This is a genomic window from Thioclava nitratireducens, from assembly GCF_001940525.2.
Classification (GTDB): domain Bacteria; phylum Pseudomonadota; class Alphaproteobacteria; order Rhodobacterales; family Rhodobacteraceae; genus Thioclava; species Thioclava nitratireducens.
The window spans coordinates 177,941-191,482 of the sequence record NZ_CP019438.1; the positions used below are offsets into that span (position 1 = coordinate 177,941).

Sequence of the window (13,542 nt, forward strand, 5' to 3'; positions counted from 1 at the left end):
CAAGGAATCGTCTTAACAACGCTCACCGGGGAGCTCCTCTCGGTCGTGTTTCTGGAAGCGAGTGAGGGCAAACCCTACTCGAGGAATTTCGAGTTGCGGCGGTGCTGGACGATGCCATGCACGATAGCAAAGGCACACAACCCGATGAGAACCAAGCAGATTGGCCGGGTGACCAGCTGCAGGGCAAAGGCGCCGACATCGCCGCGCACCAACGCTAGTGATCGGGCGAGCTCGCCTTCCGCCAATGTGCCAAGCACAAGGCCAAGTACCAGCGGCGCGCGCGGCACCGCCAACGCTGCCATGCCCCAGCCCAGTGCGCCGATGGCCAGCATTACCCAGATATCGTCGACCGAACCGCGCATCGCATAGGCGCCGATGATCGCAAGCGCCAAGATGATCGGCGCTAGGATCGCCGGCGGCACCTGAACCACGCGTAGCCCGTATCGCGCCAGCAGCAGGCCGACCGGGATGAACATCAGGTTCGCAAGGAACAGGCTGAAGATAAAGGAATAGGTTACCTCGGCGTTTGTCGTGAACAGCTCCGGTCCCGGTCGCAGACCATGGATCATGATGCCACCCAGCAGCACAGCGGTAACCGGGTTGCCCGGGATGCCCAGCGTCAGCAGCGGGATCAGCGTGCCGCCGGTGACGGCGTTGTTGCCGGTCTCGCTAGCGACGATGCCCTCGGATGCACCCTTGCCGAAGGTCTGAGGTTTCTTCGACGCCCGCTTGGCCGCGTCATAGGCTAGGAAGCCTCCAACGCTGCAACCGACACCGGGCACGATCCCGACGATGATCCCAATCACGCTCGACCGCAACAGGTTCAGCTTCTGCGACATTAGCTCCGGCAACACCCGCAGCGGGCTCGACCGGTCGACGCCGCGGGCGTCCCCGTCCGAGGTGCGGGCGCGCCGTATCAGGTCTATGACCTCGGGGATCGAGTAGAGACCGATCAGCGACACCACTAGCGGGATTCCGTCATAGAGCGTGGGCAGGCCCATCGTGAATCGCATGGTGCCGGTCAGCGGGTGTACTCCGACGGTGCTCAGGATAAGGCCGAGCGCGCCAGCGATGAGACCCTTCTCCATCGCACCCGCCGACATCGAGGCGATCACGGTGATGCCGAATATGGCGAGCAGGAAGTATTCGGGCGACCCGAAGCGCAGCGAGAATTCCGCTAATTGCGGGGCCAGCAGCAACAGCGCCAACACGCTGACGACGCCACCGATAGCCGAGGCAAAGGTCGCTAGCGAAATGGCGCGTCCGGGCTCGCCGGCCTTGGCCATCGGATGACCGTCCAGCATCGTGGCGACCGAAGCGGAGGTTCCGGGGATGTTCAGCAGGATCGCGCTGATTGCGCCGGAATAGGTCGAGGCGCAATAAATTCCGCCCAGCATCGCCAGCCCGACCTGCGGCGGGAGCGAGAATGTCACCGGTATCAGCAGCGCCACGCCCATGGTGCTGGTCAGCCCCGGCAGGGCGCCGATGATAACACCGCCTACAACGCCCGCGACAACCGCGAGCAGCATTGCCGGATCCAGCAGGGACCCGGCTCCCATCAACAGATATTCGAGCATTGGTGCGCTATCCCGCGATTGTTAGAAGAAAAGGCTTTCGGGCCGGGCGACGCCAAGCAGGACGAAGAAGGTGACGTGGAGCGTGGCGGTGCCTCCAACGGCAACCGCCAGCGCGGCGAGTATCCGCTGTCGGCCGCCCAACGTCATGATCAAGCCGAAGAGAAACAGGAAGGTCGTCGCGTCGTAGCCGATAATCTTTATGGCCGACGCACAGATCGCGATTGCCGTAAAGGCGATAAAGGCGGCCCACGCCCCGACACTCCTCGCGGGCTGAGCGCCCGCCCGGCTGCGCCAGACGCGAAAGCCGTAGATCGCCGACATCACGCCCATGAAGACGACGAGGCTGCGCGGAAAGTAGGAGGAGCCGACAGGATAGCAAAACGCCGTCACACCGATTACCAGGGCTAAGCCAAGGGCTAGAGCGGCAAAGAGCGCATCACGTGTTGTTGTCGTCACCATAGCTCTCTCCATACTTACCGTTGCGGACCTACTTCAGCAGCTCGACATAACTATCAAGCTCGGCGTCGGCGGTGGACAGGTAGGTGCCGAATTCTTCGGCGTTCATGTATTTCAGTGGGAGGCCTGCCGATTTGGCATGTGCCAGAAACTCGGGGTCTTCCATCACCGCGGCAAAGGCTTTCTCGAGGACGACCTTCTGTTCCGGCGCAAGCCCCTTAGGTGCTGCGATCCCGCGCATCGAGGCGCCGACCGAGTTCACGTTCGTGCCTGCTGCCTCGCTCACGGTCGGCACGTCGGGGAAAAGAGGGCTGCGCTGGTCGGCGAAGACACCGAGCAGCCGCAGCCGGCCACTTTCGACCTGCGAAGTCGCGCCGCTTGCCGACGGCAGCGACGCCGCGAGTTCACCGCCCAGAGTTGCCTTCACCGCCGGCCCGGTGCCGTCGAACGCGACAAAGTTGAAATCGACGTTGAGCGCCTTTTCTGCCACCACCAGCTGCAGCTGGTTATTAGACTGCGGACCGTCTGCGCCGATGTTAAGCTCACCCGGATGCTCCTCGGCATCTGCGAGCAGATCGGCAAGGGTCTGGTAGGGGCTTTCTTCCGCGACCGCGACCACCACCGGGTCGAGTTGGATATTGGCGATCGGGTCGAAGTCGGACAACTCGTAGGGCACGCCTTCGCGCAGCTTTTTCACGAGTTGGATCGACGGCACGTTAATGAAGCCGATCTCATATCCGTCTGGCTTGGCGGTGGCGAGCGCCGAGAAGCCGATCTGCCCCCCTGCCCCGGCTTTATTTTCAACGACCAACCGCTGACCGAGATGCTTCTCGACGTATTTCGCAATGGTCCGCGCGGCGGAATCCGTCCCGCCGCCGGGCGAATAGGCAACGATCATGGTGATGGGCTTTTCCGGATATTCCGCAGCGGCCGGCGCCGTTGCAGCGATCGCGGCCAAGCCGCACGAGACTGCAAGAGTGGACTTCAGATTGGCAATCATTCGTATTCCTTTCCCTGAATCTTCTAGCGTCATCGATTATGGCCTTAGGCCGCATCGACTTATTTTTGTATTTATTTGTATGCAATCTAGAACATTATAAAGCATTCTTGTCAACCCCACTCGAATTGCGGCACAGTACTGGTGAAAATACGACGTCATCGGACATTCAAGGTTGCCTTCATGGCGTTTGGAAAGGATCCGCAAAGTGCTGAAAAATGGTGATGAATCTGATAGAATCGATAGTGCCCCTTCGCTTGCGGAGCATGTCTATCAAGAGATGTCCCGGTGGATCCGCGAGGGCACATACAATCCAGGCGACCGTATACGCGAGGCGGTGGTCTCGAAAGAGTTGGGCGTCAGTCGCACGCCGGTCCGTGAAGCGCTGCGCCGACTACAGTCGGAACGGCGCGTTATTCTTGAGCCGCAACGCGGAGCGGTAGTCGCAGAGCTCGACCGTCATGAAGTCGTGGAACTTTACCAGCTGCGCCAGCGTCTCGAAGGTGTCGCTGCTCGGTTCGCAGCGCAGCACGCTTCGCTGGCCGAGATCGAGGAGATGGCCTACATACTCGACAAGAGCACCGCAGCAACGGATGACCCGAAGCTGCTGAACCAGATAAACTGGGAATTTCACAACGCACTTTATTCGGCGGCGCACAACCGCTTCTTGCTCCGCTCAATCGAAGCCATTTCGGATGCGATGGCGCTCCTGAAGGGCGCGAAATACGTACCACCCGGACGCCCGGCCGAATTGCTGGCCGAACACCAGCGTATTCTCGACGCCATCCGCGCACGCGAACCCGATGTTGCCGACGAGGCCGCGCAAGACCACATCCAGAACTCGCTTCGCGTCCACCTGCAGATGGGCTTCCACATAAATCAGCCATGCCCGTAACCGAGAGCATATTTTGAGGATATCCTCAATTTGCATCGCGGAACGGGAGCATTCGAACTCTCGGAAATTCCGTCCCTGCTCTGCCGTACTTTGCGCATTTCAGGATCATTAGTCGGTTGATTTGGCCTTCGGCTTGACCCTGGCTTCACGGCCTTTCGATGGCGTTTGCCACTGCATTGATTTCGCGGTGTAGCGGTCGCGCAGAGCGCATGATGGGCATTAGGTTGGTGTCGATTACGTCGTCGATCCACGCATCGAGGGGATATACCCGGCGGCCGCGCAGGAAACCATCAACCTCATAATGAGTGCCCTCTTTGTCGCGACGGCAAGGGAAGCCACATTCAACGCATCAACTTTCGGCGCCTGTTTCGGAGAGAGTTTCCCCAGAGGCTTCATGCACAACACGGCCACTATAGCCGGGGAGATCGCGCAACCCGTTTCTGGATTCCAGAGCGGCTCAAGTGTCGGCTTGATCCCGTCTCGGTCGCAGGGGGCATTTGAGGAAAAAGCACGCTGAAATCCATCGGGACTCGCGGCGACGACGTGTCGGGCCGCTCAAGGAGGCCGGATATACGTCCGCAATTGCGAACCGCGAGCCGGAGCCAATCAAGACGCTACGATCAGGCGGAGTCTATATATGCTCACACTTGACAGCACCGTTGCGCTCTGAGGCGGCAACCCTAACAGGTTGGTCAAACCGTCAGTACGATTTTCCCAATATGAGCTCCAGTATCCATCTGAGTATGCGCATAGTGCACTTGGTGAAGCGGGAAGGTTGAGTCGATCACCGGGATCGCTTTCCTTTCACGTAGTAGCGGCAGGACGTGTTGCTCAAGCGCAGAGGCCAGTTCGGCCTTCATGCTGACCGGTCGGGCGCGCAGCGTCGATCCGATGATGGCCAACCTTTTGAACAAGATGGGGCGCAAGTCAAACGTGCCTTTCGATCCAGTGAGAAAGGCGATCTGCGCGATTCGGCCATCGACCGCCACCGCGTCGAAGTTTCTTTGCAGGTAATCCGCCCCGACCATGTCCAAAACGACATCGGCGCCTCGGCCTTCCGTCATCTCCAGTGTGGCCGCGACGAAGTCCTCGGCTTTGTAATTGACCACGCGGTCGGCTCCCAGTCGGGCCGCCGCCTGCGCTTTTTCCGCAGACCCGACGGTTGTGATGACCTTGGCGGAGAAACACTTGGCTAGCTGTATCGCTGTCGGGCTTTGTCGCAAACTTCTGCGGTTGACGCGAGGGGGGCCGGAGCCAGACGTTGCGTTCATCCAACAACACCAGATAGAGGTGGAGCGATGATCTCGTTCAAGGGCGCGCAGTTTCCGAAGGAAGTGATCCTCTTCGCAGTGTTCTTCTATGTCCGCTACACGGTCTCGTATCGTGACCTCGAAGAGATCATGGCCGAGCGAGGCGTACGAGTTGACCATGCGACGCTGAACCGCTGGGTGACCAAGTACTCGCCGCTGATCGCAGTTTCGGCTCGGCGGCGGAAAGTCCCGGCGGATCGATCCTGGCGGATGGATGAGACCTACATCAAGGTAAAGGGTGAGTGGGTCTACCTCTACCGAGCTGTCGACAAGCTGGGCAAAACCCTTGATTTCATGCTGTCGAAGCGGCGCAACAAGACGGCTGCGACCAAGTTCTTCGCGCGCGCCCTTGAGGTGAACGGCCTGCCTCGCAAGATCGTCATTGACCGCAGCGGAGCCAATACCGCAGGGATCACCGCGGTAAACCGCATGCTCCGGAACTTTGGATGCCCGATCCCCATCGAGATGGTCCGGATCAAATATCTGAACAACATGGTCGAACAGGATCACCGTACCATCAAGAAGCGCATTCGTCCGATGCTGGGGTTCAAGTCCTTCGTCTCCGCGTCGGCAACGCTCGAAGGGATTGAAGTCGCGAACATGATCCGCAAGGGGCAGTTCACACCCGGACTATGCCCTTTTGCCCAATTCGCCGCTCTGGCCGCATAAGTCAGTATGTCCAGTGGCTTCGCCGGCACGACGTCAAAGTTTGCGACAAAACCCTGCGAACCTTTCTGACTCTGGCGCATCAAAGAGACAGGTGGCCACGACTGTGGCACCCCAGACATTGAAAGGAAGCAAAATGAAATCCGCTCTCACTCTCGCCGCGATCGCGCTCACTTTGTCCACGGGCAATGCCCTTGCCCATGACGAGGACGCCGCTGCAGATGTCACCCCCGGGCGCGCCCTATATCCAGGTCAGCGATGCGCTGCCCCTGCCGGAATTCATCCCGGGTCTCGGCACGCTGTTCGTTGACCCGGATACGCTCCCAGCCGGCCCGTTCCTGGCCTATGACCATTACGGCAAGCTCTCGGCCACGGTATACATGACGCCGTTGGAAGATCTGTCGAACGGGACCGCCTACGACGGTCTGGGAATCGGCAGTCACACGGTGTCCGGCGTCGACGTCTACTTCAACGCCGGGCATCCCGGCGTGGACAGGGCCCATGCCCATGTCGTGCTGTTCCATGACGAGGACGCCAAATCGAGGCTCGCCGAATGATACGGGGACGCCGAGAGTTTCTTATGGTCGGGGGTGGCGTGATCGCCACCCTCGGCTTTCCGTGCGTCACATTGGCGGGCCCTGTTGAAACCATTGAGATGAGGGGAACCGCACGGGGAGAGCATGTCTGGTTCGCACCGGTTGGCCTTGCGGTGGCCCCGGGCACGACCGTACGTTGGTTTTGTCGCAAACTTTGACGTCGTGCCGGCGAAGCCACTGGACATACTGACTTATGCGGCCAGAGCGGCGAATTGGGCAAAAGGGCATAGTCCGGGTGTGAACTGCCCCTTGCGGATCATGTTCGCGACTTCAATCCCTTCGAGCGTTGCCGACGCGGAGACGAAGGACTTGAACCCCAGCATCGGACGAATGCGCTTCTTGATGGTACGGTGATCCTGTTCGACCATGTTGTTCAGATATTTGATCCGGACCATCTCGATGGGGATCGGGCATCCAAAGTTCCGGAGCATGCGGTTTACCGCGGTGATCCCTGCGGTATTGGCTCCGCTGCGGTCAATGACGATCTTGCGAGGCAGGCCGTTCACCTCAAGGGCGCGCGCGAAGAACTTGGTCGCAGCCGTCTTGTTGCGCCGCTTCGACAGCATGAAATCAAGGGTTTTGCCCAGCTTGTCGACAGCTCGGTAGAGGTAGACCCACTCACCCTTTACCTTGATGTAGGTCTCATCCATCCGCCAGGATCGATCCGCCGGGACTTTCCGCCGCCGAGCCGAAACTGCGATCAGCGGCGAGTACTTGGTCACCCAGCGGTTCAGCGTCGCATGGTCAACTCGTACGCCTCGCTCGGCCATGATCTCTTCGAGGTCACGATACGAGACCGTGTAGCGGACATAGAAGAACACTGCGAAGAGGATCACTTCCTTCGGAAACTGCGCGCCCTTGAACGAGATCATCGCTCCACCTCTATCTGGTGTTGTTGGATGAACGCAACGTCTGGCTCCGGCCCCCCTCGCGTCAACCGCAGAAGTTTGCGACAAAGCCGGTTCGCAGAAATGTTTCGCCCTCAGGTTTTGGCGCGCCTGGTTGTGGCAGGTTCCACGTTATCTTGCTTGGACAGCCCTGTTCGGATGACCGACTGGAAACGTGCTCTTGCCCAGAATCTCGCCACGGGCATCCACGATCAACCGCAGGGCGCGGCTCTGGTGACGGAATGTCAATCGCCAACGGCCCGCGTCCTCACCCTCTCCCGTTTCGCAAAGAGATGCGATTTGCCCGCCTTGCATCCGGTGACGGGTTTCTTCGACGGACAGGTCAAACGCGTCGGCCAGAACCAGCGCATCGACGACGAATTGGTCCCCGCGTCGTTCAACGTCGGTCATGTCCTGTCTTGCCAGTAGTCATTTGCCGACGCGACGGTGGCGAAATGCGTCGCGACCACCTGGCTGACAGCGATAAGGGCATCGGAGTCTTCGGCGTATTCCGGCCGCAACCGGTCGCGCACCTCGGCGTCTGGTTGGGTCAGCTTCACAGCGACGCGTGCAAGCTTTACCGCAAGGTCATAACCCTCTTCGGGCGTTGCCGTTTTAAGTGTCGGTAGCCAATCTGCCATCGGGTTTTCCTTCCATTTCGAGTGGGTGATGAGGGGGGATGATGCGCCACGCGGCACCATCAGGGTCATCGAACTGTCCGTTTCTGAGCGCCCAGAAAAACGCGCAGAGACCTAGCAAACCTAGTCCGAGCGAGAGAGGTATGAGCAACAGGAAGCTCACTGCCGCTCACCTGCGATTGCCTGGTAAGCATGCCAGGTGCCGTGACCAAGAACCGGGAACAGGACGATCAGCCCAATCAGGCCGGTTACGACTGACAGGCCCAATCCCAGGGCGACAAACAGACCCCAAACCAGCATGGGGCGCAGATTTTGCACCGCCATGACAAAACTCAGCCCCATGGCGGTCAGCGCATCGGTCTTGCGCGACACCAGCATGGGAATGGAAAAGACGCTGATCGCGAAGGCGAAGGCCGCGAACAACCCGCCCACCAGGGTACCGGTGATAACTAGCGCCCATCCCCGTGGCGTCGTCAATGCGTTGGTCAACGCCTCCTCCGCGCCGGGGAACGGGCTAAGGCCAAAAAACAGCGCATAGAGCAAGTCCGCAGCCCTGAGCCAGAACAGGACGAGCAGTCCGAGCAGCAATCCCGCATAGGCCAATTGCCCGCCCGACGCCGGCCGGAACACCAGCATGTCGGAAAGCGAAACCTGTTCACCCTGCGCCTGCCTGTGGCTTTTCTCGTAAAGCCCGATCGCCAGGAACGGACCGACAATCAGGAAACCGGAGATCGCGGGCAGCGCGAGATACAAGAGATGGCTAGCGTTGAGCGCCCAGAGGACCGCATAGGATACCAGTGTCAGGAACAGCCCATAGGCAAGGCTGGACCACGGAGCCTTGCGGACATCACGCCAACCTGCTCGCAACCAGTCCGCCGCCGAAGTCGATGGCAGGTTGCGTGCGTGGGGCGAGGCCGGCCGATCCGGGTTTCGCAAGGTTGGTAGTGGTTCCAGCATCCCGTTCTCCTTTTCAGCAGGACCGCCTGGCAGGCATCGCCCCGGCCGTTTCGCGGCAATCCGGCTGCGATCGCAGGGCAACGGTCAGCAGATGCGCATTCGCGGCGAGGAACAGCAGGACGGCGGCCAGCGCCGCGCCGACCGCCAACCGTTTTTGTACGGCCGGCCTCATTGTTCGCCTCCTACAGATTGGCCAAGCCGGGCCACATAGAGCGCCAGGAGGTTGATTTCGGCCTCTGACAGGCGACCCGACCAAGCCGGCATCACCCCATGACGCCCGCGTCGGAGCGTTTGCATCACCGTTCCCGGGTCCTGTCCATAAATCACGGCCTCATCCGTAAGGGACGGTGCGCCGATTTCGAGACCGCCGTCCCCTGTCGAACCGTGGCACGAACTGCAATTCTCTGCGAAGACCGTGCCCACGGAACTTTCGAAATCGACAGCTCCACCGGGCATCTCGGAAACGAAATCGGCCAAGGCTAACCGATCAGACCGCTCCATCCAGTCAAAGGCCGGCATTTCGGCATAGCGGGTGTCGGGATCGTCGGCATTGATGCCATGACGGATCGTCGTGGCGATTTCTCCGGCGTCACCGCTCCAGAGCCACGTGTCGTCCGACAGGACCGGAAAGCCCGGCCCTCCCTGCCCGTTCGTGCCGTGGCAAGCCGCGCAGTTATCGGCGAACAGGCGCGCGGCGACGGGCATTGCGGTCGCCATCAGTGTCGCGTCGGATTGCAGAGCGACGAAATTCTCGCCCTCGAAACGAGACAGCCAGTCCTGCCGCCTATCGGCAAGGCTGTTGAAGCCCTTGATCGCTTCTTCGCTCTGGTCCAGCCCGAGCAAGCCACGTGTGTAATCGCGTCCGGTCGGCCAGGCGGGCAAGAGAACCCAGGCAACGACCGAATAAAGAAACGTCAGCACCAGTGCCCAGATCACGACCTTCGGGAACGCGGTATTGAGCTCGGTGATGCCGCCCCAGTCGTGCCCCGTGGTGTCGTAGCCGGTGACCGGATCGGTCTTGCGAATGCCCGTATGAGGATCGGCGCCCGGCAGTTGCCTCGGATCGGTCGGGTTAGTCATCTCCGCCCTCCTTTGAAGGCAGCACGGACCGGGCGGCGGCGTCATAGGCCTTGCGCCGTGACGGGCTGTAGGCGCGGATGACGACAATCAGGAAGCATCCCATCAGCCAGATCAGGCCAACCGTCTTGGACAGATAGACCAGCATGTCATGGGTCATTGGGATCCCTCCGCCAGTATCCGGTAGGGCGCATCGGTCAAGGAGCCCAGCGACTGGAGATAGGCCAAAAGCGCATCCATCTCTGTCAGGCGAGACGGATTGCCATCGAAGACACGGGCCGCAGGACGTTCGCCGTAACGCTCCAGAAATCCGTCCACCGCGTCGCTGTCGGGGCGGCTTTGCGCCAGGGCATCGGCTTCCGCCGCCGCGATCATGTCCTCGTCATAGGGTACGCCAAGCCGGGCCAGCGTGGCCAGCGCGTCAGACAACAGATCGGTATCAAGGGGACGCGTCAGCCAAGGGTAGGACGGCATGATCGAGGCCGGCACCACGCTGCGAGGGTCGATCAGGTGCGCCACATGCCAGTCGTCCGAATACTTGCCGCCCAGTCGCGCCAGATCCGGGCCGGTGCGCTTCGATCCCCAGAGCATCGGGTGATCGTAGGCACTTTCCGAGGCCAGCGAATAGGGACCGTAGCGGTCCAGCTCATCGGCCAGGCTGCGCACCATCTGGCTGTGGCAGGCATAACAACCCTCGCGGATATAGATCTCGCGGCCCGCCAGTTCCAATGGCGTATGAGGGCGCAGGTCATCGGGAAGCTCAACCGTCTCGTCGATGGTGAACAGTGGCGCGATTTCCACGATCCCGCCAATCGAAGCGGCCACGATGATTGCGGCCACCAGCCCCATGGAGATTTTTTCCAGATTATAGTGCAGTTTCAGCATGGGCTCACTCCGCCGGCTGCGCGACAAGGGGGCGGTCGGTGGCATCCCCCGTCGTTCCGCGCATCGTTGCGCGACAGTTCCAGGCGCAGATCACAGCCCCGGTCAGGAACAGCCCGCCGCCGATGGTGCGCAACAGGTAATAGGGGGCCATCGCCTCCACCGACTGGACAAAACTGTAGGATAGCGCGCCGTTCTCGTTATAGGCCCGCCACATGAGCCCCTGCGTGATGCCGGCATTCCACATCGACACGACGTAGACGAGTGTTCCGGCGACGGCGAGCCAGAAGTGCCATTCGACGGCCCGTGGCGACGCCATCTCCGTCTTGCCACTGAGCTGAGGAACGAGCGTATAGATCGCGCCAAAGACGATCATCGCCACCCAGCCAAGTGTGCCGGAATGGACGTGGCCCACGGTCCAGTCGGTATAGTGCGACAGCGAATTGACCGGGCGAATGGCGAGGAACGATCCTTCGAAGGTCGACAGCCCATAGAACACCGCGGCCACGAACATGAAGCGCAGCGTGGCGTCATCGCGCACCTTGTGCCATGCGCCGTTCAGAGTGGCGATGGCGTTGCCCGCCGAGGCCCAGCTTGGCACCAGCAACATTACCGAGAATGTCATGCCGAGCGTCTGCGCCCAGTAAGGCAGCGCGGTGTAATGCAGGTGGTGCGAGCCCACCCAGATATAGAAGAAGGTGATGCCCCAGAAGCTGACGATCGACAGGCGGTAGGACCAGATCGGTCGCCCGGAACGCACCGGGAGGAAATAATAGAGCATCCCGAGGAACCCCGCGGTCAGGAAGAAGGCAACCGCATTGTGGCCATACCACCATTGCACCATGGCATCCTGCACGCCCGACCAGATCGGAAAGCTCTCTGCAGTCGTCCAGCGCACGGGAAGGGCGATGTTGTTGACGATGTGCAGCATCGCGACGACGAGGATGAAGGCCAGGTAATACCAGTTGGCGACATAGATATGCGGCTCGTTCCGGCGGGCAAGCGTGCGGATATACAAGACGAAATACGTCACCCAGATCACCACCAGCCAAAGATCCGCATACCATTCGGCCTCGGCATATTCCTTGGATTGGGTTGACCCCATCAGATAGCCGGTGACGGCCCAGGCGCAAAACAGGTTGTAGCCGATGAGCACGACCCAGGGGCTCAGATTGTCGGCGAGCCGCGCGCGCGAGGTGCGTTGCAGGACGTGGAAAGACGTGGCGATCAGCGCGTTGCCGCCAAAGCCGAAGATAATCCCGGTGGTGTGCACGGGACGCAGTCGACCGAAGCTGGTAGCCGGCCAAGGCGGCGTTCCCTCTGGCCAGTACAAGAGCGCTGCAACCCAGACTCCGATTCCCATGCCGATCATCGCCCAGATCAGTGTCATGACGAGTCCGAAACGGGTCGGCGCGTCGTAGTAGCGCTGCAACCGATTGGCCGGTGGTTCGGGATCATAAAGCGCGCCGCCGAGCAGAAATGCGAACGCGATCCCGAGCCCGAGCGCCATGAACCCGTGGGTCGACATGACCCCGTGACGCGCCGATGCAGCCATGGCAAGGCCCATCAGGGCCAACAGGACCGACAGGGCCATGCCAACCCGACGTTCGGAAACCGACAACGATGCTGTCATCTTGATCTGCCTTTCTTCGTCATGCGGCCGCCCGTTCGGGAAGGGCGATATCGGCGAGCGTGGATCTGTTCAGATCGGCGATGAACCGACGCTCCGCCTGTCGAAGCCGGGATTTCAGGCGGCAACATCCCTCGATCGAACAGTCTCCGCCATCCGGCCCGAAACACTCGACGAGCGACTGTCCCTGTTCGAGCAGCCGCACGACGTCGCCAAGCCGGATGTCGGCCGGACTGGATCGCAAGACAGCGCCCCCATTCACCCCGCGTCGGGTCTCGACGATGTCTGCCTGCGCGAGCCGTTGCATGATCTTCGCCAGGTGGTTGCGCGACAGTTTGAACTCCTCTGCCAAATCTGCCGTTGAGAACGCCCGGTCGGGCGCGCTCGCCATCCGCATCAGCATTCGAAGTCCGTAGTCGGTGAAGGAGGTAAGGTTCATGGCATCCCGCAGATCTTCAAATTGGTATTTACAACACCTATTTAGCAGAGATAGCATGAGACTCAAGACCAATTTCCCGAGGGCCCCGTGTCGACTGCCGTCTCACAGATCAATTCCGCCCGCCCGCAAATGACTGCCGAGATCATGGCGCGGACCGGGCTGGACGAAGAAAAGCTGACCGAACTGGTGCATTGCTTCTATGGCAAGGTGCGCGCGGATCCGGCGCTTGGCCCGATCTTCGCTGAACGGATTTCGGATTGGGGCCCGCACTTGGAGCGCATGGTGGCCTTCTGGTGTTCGGTCGCCTTGATGACGGGCCGGTATCACGGAGCCCCGGTCCCGGCGCATGTCGGCCTGCCCGTGGATTGGGATCATTTCGACCGCTGGCTGACGCTGTTCCGCGAAACCGCGGCCGAAACCTGCCCGCCCGAAGGCGCGGCGCATGTCATCGAACGCGCCGAGCGGATCGCGCGCTCGCTGCATATGGCGGTCGAGGATGCGAAGCCCCGGACAATTCCATCACTGCTCTGACCCG

General features: G+C 60.8%; 19 protein-coding genes and 1 pseudogene. 4 read left to right on the forward strand and 16 right to left on the reverse strand.

Annotated elements, in window-relative coordinates; translation table 11 throughout:
* Window positions 1–74: 74 nt before the first annotated feature.
* Genes BMG03_RS19700 through BMG03_RS19710 form a run of 3 tightly spaced genes read right to left on the reverse strand, consistent with a single transcriptional unit; the run spans window position 75 to window position 3,033 of the window.
* Window positions 75–1,577, reverse strand: coding sequence for a tripartite tricarboxylate transporter permease (locus BMG03_RS19700; RefSeq protein ID WP_075777637.1), 1,503 nt, complete (start codon window positions 1,575–1,577; stop codon window positions 75–77).
* A 21-nt stretch (window positions 1,578–1,598) separates the two neighbouring features.
* Window positions 1,599–2,036, reverse strand: coding sequence for a tripartite tricarboxylate transporter TctB family protein (locus BMG03_RS19705; RefSeq protein ID WP_075777636.1), 438 nt, complete (start codon window positions 2,034–2,036; stop codon window positions 1,599–1,601).
* 28 nt (window positions 2,037–2,064) lie between these two features.
* Window positions 2,065–3,033, reverse strand: a complete 969-nt coding sequence (locus BMG03_RS19710; protein WP_075777635.1) for a tripartite tricarboxylate transporter substrate binding protein — start codon at window positions 3,031–3,033, stop codon at window positions 2,065–2,067.
* 205 nt (window positions 3,034–3,238) lie between these two features.
* On the opposite strand from BMG03_RS19710, the gene BMG03_RS19715 reads away from it, so the two are divergent.
* Complete coding sequence (locus tag BMG03_RS19715; protein ID WP_075777634.1) at window positions 3,239–3,925, forward strand: GntR family transcriptional regulator; 687 nt, start codon at window positions 3,239–3,241, stop codon at window positions 3,923–3,925.
* A gap of 25 nt (window positions 3,926–3,950) precedes the next feature.
* Here BMG03_RS19715 and BMG03_RS21135 read toward each other — a convergent pair.
* Window positions 3,951–4,384, reverse strand: a pseudogene (locus tag BMG03_RS21135) (transposase); the annotation flags it as partial.
* 233 nt (window positions 4,385–4,617) lie between these two features.
* Window positions 4,618–5,196: a zinc-binding dehydrogenase gene (locus BMG03_RS19720; protein ID WP_077701429.1), complete on the reverse strand. Its 579-nt coding sequence runs from the start codon at window positions 5,194–5,196 to the stop codon at window positions 4,618–4,620.
* Window positions 5,197–5,223: 27 nt separating this feature from the next.
* Here BMG03_RS19720 and BMG03_RS19725 point away from each other — a divergent pair, with 27 nt between their 5' ends.
* The gene (locus BMG03_RS19725) at window positions 5,224–5,904 is read left to right on the forward strand and encodes an IS6 family transposase (protein WP_075777694.1); all 681 of its coding nucleotides are present in this window, start codon (window positions 5,224–5,226) and stop codon (window positions 5,902–5,904) included.
* Window positions 5,905–6,122: 218 nt separating this feature from the next.
* Window positions 6,123–6,458 carry a hypothetical protein gene (locus BMG03_RS19730; RefSeq protein WP_206185608.1) on the forward strand — a complete coding sequence of 112 codons (336 nt, stop codon included), beginning with the start codon at window positions 6,123–6,125 and terminating at the stop codon, window positions 6,456–6,458.
* 230 nt (window positions 6,459–6,688) lie between these two features.
* On the opposite strand, the gene BMG03_RS19735 is transcribed toward BMG03_RS19730, so the two are convergent.
* The 11 genes from BMG03_RS19735 to BMG03_RS19780 form a co-directional block, all read right to left on the reverse strand.
* Window positions 6,689–7,369 (reverse strand): IS6 family transposase, encoded by a 681-nt coding sequence (locus BMG03_RS19735; RefSeq protein ID WP_075777694.1) that lies wholly within the window; start codon window positions 7,367–7,369, stop codon window positions 6,689–6,691.
* Between the two features lie 147 nt (window positions 7,370–7,516).
* Entirely contained in the window at window positions 7,517–7,795 is a 279-nt protein-coding gene (locus tag BMG03_RS19740; protein WP_075777594.1) for a DUF6522 family protein, read from the reverse strand.
* Window positions 7,792–8,025: a hexameric tyrosine-coordinated heme protein gene (locus tag BMG03_RS19745; RefSeq protein WP_075777595.1), complete on the reverse strand. Its 234-nt coding sequence runs from the start codon at window positions 8,023–8,025 to the stop codon at window positions 7,792–7,794. Before BMG03_RS19745 ends, BMG03_RS19740 begins: the two co-directional genes overlap by 4 nt.
* On the reverse strand, window positions 8,000–8,185 hold the full coding sequence (ccoS, locus tag BMG03_RS19750; RefSeq protein WP_075777596.1) for a cbb3-type cytochrome oxidase assembly protein CcoS: 186 nt from the start codon (window positions 8,183–8,185) through the stop codon (window positions 8,000–8,002). The genes BMG03_RS19745 and ccoS overlap by 26 nt, the downstream gene beginning before the upstream one ends.
* Window positions 8,182–8,979, reverse strand: a complete 798-nt coding sequence (locus BMG03_RS19755) for a DUF2189 domain-containing protein (protein ID WP_075777597.1) — start codon at window positions 8,977–8,979, stop codon at window positions 8,182–8,184. The genes ccoS and BMG03_RS19755 overlap by 4 nt, the downstream gene beginning before the upstream one ends.
* Window positions 8,980–8,992: 13 nt before the next feature.
* The gene (locus tag BMG03_RS20910; RefSeq protein ID WP_167733414.1) at window positions 8,993–9,151 is read right to left on the reverse strand and encodes a hypothetical protein; all 159 of its coding nucleotides are present in this window, start codon (window positions 9,149–9,151) and stop codon (window positions 8,993–8,995) included.
* Complete coding sequence (ccoP, locus tag BMG03_RS19760) at window positions 9,148–10,059, reverse strand: cytochrome-c oxidase, cbb3-type subunit III (RefSeq protein WP_075777598.1); 912 nt, start codon at window positions 10,057–10,059, stop codon at window positions 9,148–9,150. The genes BMG03_RS20910 and ccoP overlap by 4 nt, the downstream gene beginning before the upstream one ends.
* Window positions 10,052–10,216: a cbb3-type cytochrome oxidase subunit 3 gene (locus BMG03_RS19765; protein ID WP_075777599.1), complete on the reverse strand. Its 165-nt coding sequence runs from the start codon at window positions 10,214–10,216 to the stop codon at window positions 10,052–10,054. Before BMG03_RS19765 ends, ccoP begins: the two co-directional genes overlap by 8 nt.
* Window positions 10,213–10,941, reverse strand: a complete 729-nt coding sequence (gene ccoO / locus BMG03_RS19770; protein WP_075777600.1) for a cytochrome-c oxidase, cbb3-type subunit II — start codon at window positions 10,939–10,941, stop codon at window positions 10,213–10,215. The genes BMG03_RS19765 and ccoO overlap by 4 nt, the downstream gene beginning before the upstream one ends.
* A 4-nt stretch (window positions 10,942–10,945) precedes the next feature.
* Complete coding sequence (gene ccoN / locus BMG03_RS19775; protein WP_075777601.1) at window positions 10,946–12,571, reverse strand: cytochrome-c oxidase, cbb3-type subunit I; 1,626 nt, start codon at window positions 12,569–12,571, stop codon at window positions 10,946–10,948.
* Between the two features lie 19 nt (window positions 12,572–12,590).
* The gene (locus BMG03_RS19780; RefSeq protein ID WP_075777602.1) at window positions 12,591–13,007 is read right to left on the reverse strand and encodes an RrF2 family transcriptional regulator; all 417 of its coding nucleotides are present in this window, start codon (window positions 13,005–13,007) and stop codon (window positions 12,591–12,593) included.
* Between the two features lie 129 nt (window positions 13,008–13,136).
* On the opposite strand from BMG03_RS19780, the gene BMG03_RS19785 reads away from it, so the two are divergent.
* Window positions 13,137–13,538, forward strand: coding sequence for a group III truncated hemoglobin (locus tag BMG03_RS19785; RefSeq protein ID WP_075777603.1), 402 nt, complete (start codon window positions 13,137–13,139; stop codon window positions 13,536–13,538).
* Window positions 13,539–13,542 lie beyond the last annotated feature (4 nt).